Below are 7,232 nucleotides of genomic sequence, written 5' to 3' on the forward strand. Positions count from 1 at the left end.
CTGTCGTTGCGGGTCGGATCGGTCGTATTGACCACCACTGCCGTGTAGCGAATCGTGATGGTGTCGGGCGTGCCGTTATCGAGGTTGGCGTTGCTGAGGTCTCCGAGGGTGAAGGTAACATTTTGGTTGTTCGTACCGGTCGTGGCGGTCGCACTTGCCGCTAAACCCGCTGGAGTAAGGGTTCCTGTGGAAGTGATATCTCCACTGCTCAGAATCACCTCATCCACGCGGACAAAGCCCAATCCGGCATCGAGTCGATCGACCAAACGAGCATTGGGGAGTTCGCCTTCGGGAACCGTCAGCACTACCTCGTACTGGACGTATTCCCCGATCGTGGCTTGGTTGGCTTGGTTGTTATTGGTATCGTTAACTTCCGTTCCCAGAAGGGTTTTAGCAATCTCGGGGGTATCGATGGTGACGCTTGCCGGATCGATCCAATCCTCGTTAGCAGAACCATCGGTATAGTCGTTACCACCTTCGATCGCCGAATATTCGAGAATCTCGGCTTCGCTGGTCAGCGGTTCGTTAGACTCCGCCGTACTCAGCACTTCCAGGTCGTAAGTGATTACCAGCAGGTTGCTGCCATCGCCAGTAACGGCGCTTCCCGTCCGTCCTTTGTCGATAATGCCGTTCGCGTCGTCGTCGATGTTGATGCCACCGCTAAACAAGTCACCAGTGAAACCGACGGTACCGCCGTTACCATTAAAGACTTGCAAGTTCAGTCCCGCACCTCCCGTGGGAAGTTGGAACTGTGGGTTGCCATCGCCATCGAGGGGAATTGCATCTTGAATCAGGAGGTCGAAGGCCCCGCCGCCGCCAGTGTTTTCCACGACGATCGAAAACGTGACCAAATCTCCCGCATCCACTCCAGAAAGGTTGCTGTCGATGTTGGCCGTATCTAGGTTGTTGCTATTAATCACACCGGTATAAGACGTGCCGCTACCCGGTGCGTTAAACGCTGTCGGTGCGCCGGGGTCGTAAGTGCCATCGTTGGGATTGTTTTCCGAAACTACTCCTTTGGTGAGGTTCAGTTGCGGCTGGGTGAGTTCGATTTGAACGATTTCCGTGGCATTCGTCACCGTGGAGGAGGTGTTGCCGCTTTCGGATTGGGCTTGGTTGGTGAGGAACAACCCATCGGTAAAGGGGGCATCCGTCGCCGTGACGGTGAAGAGTAAGTCGATCGTTGCTGGGGTATTGGCAGAATCGTCGAAGGAACCGAAATCAATAGCGATCGTATTCGAGGAACCCCCGGTACTCGCCACACCGGGAGTGGTCAAAGAAGAGTTGAGCGCACTCAAATCGAGGGTATGGTCGGGGCCCAAGGAAATTTCCCCAGCCGCAGGGGGATTGCCATCGTAAGTGATGATGACATTGCCATCGGGAATCTCGTCCGCATCAAATACTGGCAGCGGCAAGAAGTCGGTAATCTTCAGATTCTCCGCATCGGCGGCCGGCAATTCCATCTTCAGCCGATAAGTGACGGTTTGACCGGGGGTCAGCGTCGGATTGGCAGGAACGTTGGTGTTACCATCGATCGCGTAAATGGTTTTCGACTGGGTGGGAGAGGCAATGGGAACTTCCGCACTACTGCCATCGGCTTCATTTTGCTGCGTGCCATTTTCATCAACGATCGTGCCGCTAATATCGACGGTGTTCTTCAACACATCGTCCAAGTCCACACTTTGGTCGCCGGAGAAGCCAGGGGTGTTGTGGAGGTCGGTGAATTCGTCTTGGATGATGGTGCGATAAACGATTCGTGCGGTGGTTCCGCCTTGTCCGAGGGCATTATCGCCAAATCCAGCCTTATCCCCGACGAGGATTCCATCGGCATCGACTGCACTGTCGATCAGTTCCTGGGAAACGTTGAAGTTGAGGCTTGTTTGACCTGTAGAAGTCCCCGGATTCCCGGTATCGACGGTTCCGGTTAAGTTATCGAAGGTAAAGTTGTTATCGACATCTCCAGTAAAGTTATCGAAGCTGGTCGAACCTGTCGTACCGTCGTTGCCGAAGATTTGCAGGGTGGGGGCAAAACCGCTATCGAGTCGCTGTCCGTCGGAGAAGATATCATCGATAACGATGTCCCGGAACGAGAAGTAGTCGGAAATCTGGAAGTCGAGGGTGTATTCGAGGGTTTTTCCCGGAACGGTATCGCCGCCACCGATAATGTTGACTCCCTTCTGAATGGCGATCGATTTCAGGGTCAGTTCGTAATCTGCCGGGTCGTCTTCGGTACCCACCGCATCTGTCGTGGCCTCGCTGATGGCAGTACCGTCGTAGGTTCCCGTAACTTGGGATTCGTTGAGGGCCGGGCGATCGTCCCCGCTATTGGCAATAATAACCTCAGCGTTATTCGCATCCAATTCCGGTGCGTAGGCGCGATAGGTAATCACGACATCTTCGCCAGAAGTCGAACCCGTTCTCGAACCGAGGTTGATGGTAAAACTATTGCCGTTCGCCGGTCCCCCCGTTGTCGGGGCTTGAGTGACCGTTCCCCCCGCCACATCGACGAACTCCAGAAACTCCATATTGTTCGGCAGGACATCGGAGATGACGAGGTTATCCACCGTCTCCAAGTTGGCAATGTCCACCGTTAAGGTATACAGAACCGGGAAGTTTTCCCCGGTCGATCTTTCTTTTTCCGGTGCGTCGGACTCTTTGGTCAGTTCGATAACCTTCGGGGTAATTTCGCTAGTTTGAGCGCTACCTTCTTGAATCGCATCGTTAGGAGTATCGAACTCGTCATCCCCGTAGCGGAATCCCCCCCGAGAGGTAATATCTAGTCCGGTACCCACCAGCGCACCGTCTGCTTTGCTGAGGGTATTACCCGCGAACGTTACCTCGGCTTCTGGCTGTTCGGGAACGAAGCTACCGAAGGGCAGTTCGACTAAATACCACTTATCCCCAGTATTGGCTGCTGTGGGGAGTGCCACATTTGTATCGTAGGGATGCTCGGTAACAGCCTCTCCACCCTGTTCCCACTCCGTTCCATTCCACTCATACTCGACAAGGGTAATGGGTGCACCCAGGTAGTTGGCGCTGCCGAGCTGAATTTCGCCCGGAACCACCATATCGAAAAATGGTCCGTAACCTACTGCGGTGTTACTCGTATTATCAAAAACAACGGAAAAGTCAAAATTCTCGTTGATAAACTCTTCAGCAGGCAGGTTGATGGTTGTGGTAGGAGTGGGCATTATAAATTACCTTGAGAAGTTGACACGAGGGGTGGAGAGAAACTGACACACCCAGTTTCTTGGAAACGGGCAAACGAAATTTTCAGCCTCATTTTTGAAGCTCAAAATAATATTTCGATCGTGGAGAAGTTCGCAGAACTCGAGCTAAAAAATTGGGTGATAATTTGAAATAGACCGCTGTTGCTCCTTTCTTCCGGTCTACTGCTATGGGTTGGAATGCAGACTCAAATTGCAGCTACACTCTTAATTTCAACATTGAACGACGACTGTTCGAGATCGTGTATACGTTTATTTTTTTCGATCGAAAGACGAAAGAATAGTTACCCCTAATATTCACTTCCTATCCTTTAACGTATCTTTATTATCTCGATAAACGATCGAAAAAAACATCAACAAAATCACCTATCTTTATCTAGGTAATTTCGCGTAAATAGAAATAGATAGATTTTAAAATGAGGTCAATAAAATATTTAACAAAAGCCTGAAAACGACTGAAGGCAAGAAGATTCAGTTACCAAAACTTTAATAATTCCACAATTATTTCACGATCGAATATAAATACGAACAAAAAAAGTACATATTTTATACACATTTCGATCGTGTGTATAAAATATAAATTAAAGCCTTATTTACAGAAAAGAATTAAGACTTTTTTCAGTCAACTAGGCTGAAAAAAGTCTCGGGAGTCTGGAAATCTTGTCGGTTGCGCAGATCCTGACCGACAACGCAATCGATTGTGGTTGCTGGGTTTCATGCTCAACCCAACCAACAGGCTACAGGCATACCATTTTGCCCGTCAGTCAGCGTGCCAGCCATAGCACCACAGAAACATTTCCCAGAGGAATTTTTCATGGGTGCATTCTCCCCTCATCCCCCATCTTCGGGTCTTTTATTCTCCGACTTCAGACTCTCCACCGCTTCTCGCAACTGTCCCCCATGGGCCGCCAAAACCTGCTGACCTTTTTCGGCGTCCACTCCCGTCCAGTGCATCAGCAACGCCAACTTCACCTGTCGATCGCTTTTTTCAAGTAATACTGCCGCCTCTTCTCGACTCAAATCCGTCAAGTCGCAAATCATCCGCAAGGCGCGATCGTGCAGCTTCCGGTTCGTCACCGCCACATCCACCATCCGATTGCCGTAAACTTTCCCCACCTGTACCATCGCCCCGGTGGAGAGAATATTCAACGCCAGCTTCGTCACCGTTCCCGCTTTCAATCGCGTCGAACCTGCCAACACTTCGGGCCCGGTTATCAGGCGAATATCTACATCGACATCGATTTGTACCTGTTCTGTCGGAACGCAGGCGATAAAAACCGTCGTCGCGCCGCGCCCTCTTGCCGCTTGCAAAGCCCCGCGCACGTAGGGAGTCGTGCCCCCAGCGGTGATACCCACCACCACATCAATATCGCGAATCCGATGTTGGGCGATCGCGTCTGCCCCATCTTCGGGCAAATCTTCTAACCCTTCAGAACTGCGCACCAGGGCCCCCGCACCGCCAGCAATAATGCCCTGTACCATTTCCGGTGGCGTACAAAACGTGGGGGGACATTCCGATGCGTCTAACACCCCCAATCGTCCGCTGGTTCCGGCACCGACGTAAAACAGCCGTCCCCCGCGATCGAAGGATTTGGCAATCAGTTCGATCGCAAGGGCTAAAGGTTTGCGCGCACTCGCGATCGCTTCGAGGACTCGGGCATCTTCCCGATTGAATACATCCACCAATTCCAGCGCGCTCAGCCGATCTAAATTCTGGGTGTTGGGATTGCTCTGTTCGGTCAGCAGATACCCGCGATTTTCAACGTCCTTCACAGTAAACCTTCCAATCTCCGACGCATCTCATCGAGTTCTGGATTGGGTATTTCCGGTTCGGAGGTGTCGCTGGTTTCAACTGTGGGGTTTTCCGGCGACCATTCCGTATCTTTCATATTCGTTTCGGGGGGCGCGAGGAACACCCGTTCTTCGGGGGACTGGGGTACGAAACCCTCGGGAATTAACTTGGTTTCGTAGCCGCAATTGCGACAAAAAGCCTCGACTTCTTCAGAGTCGATCGCTTCTGCGGCGGGAATGTGGAAATCTTGCGCTTCGAGGAGCATCGCATAACGAGTGGCATCATCTTCTGCCTCGAACATCATCACGATATTGCGTTCGCTGCCATCGCCAGACGCGAGTCGAATGGTATGAATGCCCTCGTTATCCGTACCGGGATTAAATAGTAGGACGAATACTCGCATATATAGTCAATATATTTTATTCGATCGTTCTTTCTACTATCTTATATGATGGACGTAAAATCCTACATCTTAATGACTCAACCATCCCGTTTGACACTCTCACCTCCCGAACCACTCACTAGCTCTGAGGAAGGGTCATTTTCATTTTATACAATGACCGAGCGGTTGCCGAATATCTGTCACAAACTGATACAAGAGAATGAGTTTCCTGAAGAAGTTATCGGACTGTTAACTCGATTTTCCGAAGAAGTTCGAGAGAATAAATTGAGTCTGTTACATCACTTAGAAGCTCCCGACTTTAGCCAGTGGGATAATTATTTAAAGCCTTATTTAGGAAGCACTTGGTTAGATGTTCCTTGGTTCTTTGCTGAGACATATTTTTACCGAAAAATTCTCGATATTATCGGATATTTCAAAGAAGGCGAGTTGCAAAACTTCGATCCCTATCGGTCTCAAAAAAGAAAAGGACTCGAAATGGCGCTCGAGTCCATTTACGATTTAAGCGATCGCCTTGACGCTATCGATGGAGACTGGCAACCCTCGGGATGTCTGATGCTTCTCTATTTTTCTTTATGGGGAAATCGCGCCGATTTAAGTTTATGGTCGGTGGACGATTTATGGTCGAAAGAAGCGGACAGTAGCGAACAAACTGAAATCGAAAAACAACAAGAACGTTTATTAATTGACGATACAGAGCGGTTAGTGAGTTATCTGGCATTAAGATATCACAAACGGATCGATATCATAATTGACAATGCAGGCTTCGAACTGGTCTGCGATTTAGGTTTGGTCGATTTTTTACTGGGGAGTCAAATTGCCGATAGAATTTACCTCCACCTCAAAAACTATCCCACTTTTGTTTCCGATGCCACAAGGGAAGATGTCATTCAAACCATCGACTTTCTCGCAGCGGAGCAACACCCCGAACTCAGTCGATTTGGATTGCATTTGAAAAACTACTTAAATTCCGATCGCTTATATTTGTGCGACGATCCATTTTGGACCTCTCCCCTTGCCCTCTGGGAAATGCCAGAATCTTTGTATGAAGACCTCGATAAATCTAATTTAGTTATCGTTAAAGGCGATGCGAATTACCGTCGATTGCTTGGCGATCGAAATTGGGATTTGACAACTCAGTTTGCCGACATTCTCAGCTATTTCCCCGCCCCCATTGCCGCACTGCGAACCCTAAAGTCTGAGGTTGTTGTGGGGCTATCTCAGGAACAGATTAGTGCTTTAGATCTTGAAGGAGGTGATTGGAAAACTAATGGCAGTCGGGGCATTATTCAAGCAGCCTTTATTCCTGACTGAATCGTTACGAAAATTGACCCCAGGGTCTCTAGAAAAAGATCGAGAAAAGATACAGTTCAATATTTTTAGCCCCGTCTATTTTTCTGAAGATACTGCCCGATTGGGGTCAGGAGGAGAGGGGCTTCCCCGCAGCAAATCGCAGCCGTACGTAATCGGCAAACCATTGCCCCGATGCATCGTGTAATATCGGTTCTAAACGGGCGATCGTTTCATCGAAAAAAGCCTTTCTTTCCCAACTGGGTAATGCAGTCGAAAAGGGATTGGCAAAGGTTTTCAACCAGCCTCGAATGTCAGTGGGCAGGGGTGTCGGACGGGGTATGAGAGTGATTCGATCGACGGTAAACCCTTGAGATTTTAAGCGGGTGCGGTATTCTTCCACATTCGGAAAATACCAGGGATGAATCCCATGGGTATCGATTCCCCGGTTTGCCAAACTTTGATGCAAAGCATTGACGATCGCATCGACATTGCCATCTCCGCCAAATTCCCCCACAAATCG

At 49.7% G+C, this 7,232-nt stretch carries 4 protein-coding genes and 1 pseudogene; 1 reads left to right on the top strand and 4 read right to left on the bottom strand.

Going from position 1 to position 7,232, the window contains the following annotated elements; genetic code table 11:
• The 3 genes from IQ235_RS14150 to IQ235_RS14160 form a co-directional block, all read right to left on the bottom strand.
• Positions 1-3,191: isopeptide-forming domain-containing fimbrial protein (locus IQ235_RS14150; RefSeq protein ID WP_264322096.1), on the bottom strand; the 3,191-nt coding region annotated here is incomplete at its 3' end.
• Positions 3,192-4,058: 867 nt separating this feature from the next.
• Positions 4,059-5,000: an N-acetylmuramic acid 6-phosphate etherase gene (murQ, locus tag IQ235_RS14155; protein ID WP_264322097.1), complete on the bottom strand. Its 942-nt coding sequence runs from the start codon at positions 4,998-5,000 to the stop codon at positions 4,059-4,061.
• Positions 4,997-5,422, bottom strand: coding sequence for a DUF3110 domain-containing protein (locus IQ235_RS14160; RefSeq protein WP_264322098.1), 426 nt, complete (start codon positions 5,420-5,422; stop codon positions 4,997-4,999). The genes murQ and IQ235_RS14160 overlap by 4 nt, the downstream gene beginning before the upstream one ends.
• Before the next feature lie 72 nt (positions 5,423-5,494).
• On the opposite strand from IQ235_RS14160, the gene IQ235_RS14165 reads away from it, so the two are divergent.
• Positions 5,495-6,733, top strand: a complete 1,239-nt coding sequence (locus IQ235_RS14165; protein ID WP_264322099.1) for a damage-control phosphatase ARMT1 family protein — start codon at positions 5,495-5,497, stop codon at positions 6,731-6,733.
• Between the two features lie 106 nt (positions 6,734-6,839).
• Here IQ235_RS14165 and IQ235_RS14170 read toward each other — a convergent pair.
• Positions 6,840-7,232 (bottom strand): annotated as a pseudogene (locus tag IQ235_RS14170) (SAM-dependent methyltransferase); the annotation flags it as partial.

It is taken from the genome of Zarconia navalis LEGE 11467 (assembly GCF_015207075.1).
Classification (GTDB): domain Bacteria; phylum Cyanobacteriota; class Cyanobacteriia; order Cyanobacteriales; family Geitlerinemataceae; genus Zarconia; species Zarconia navalis.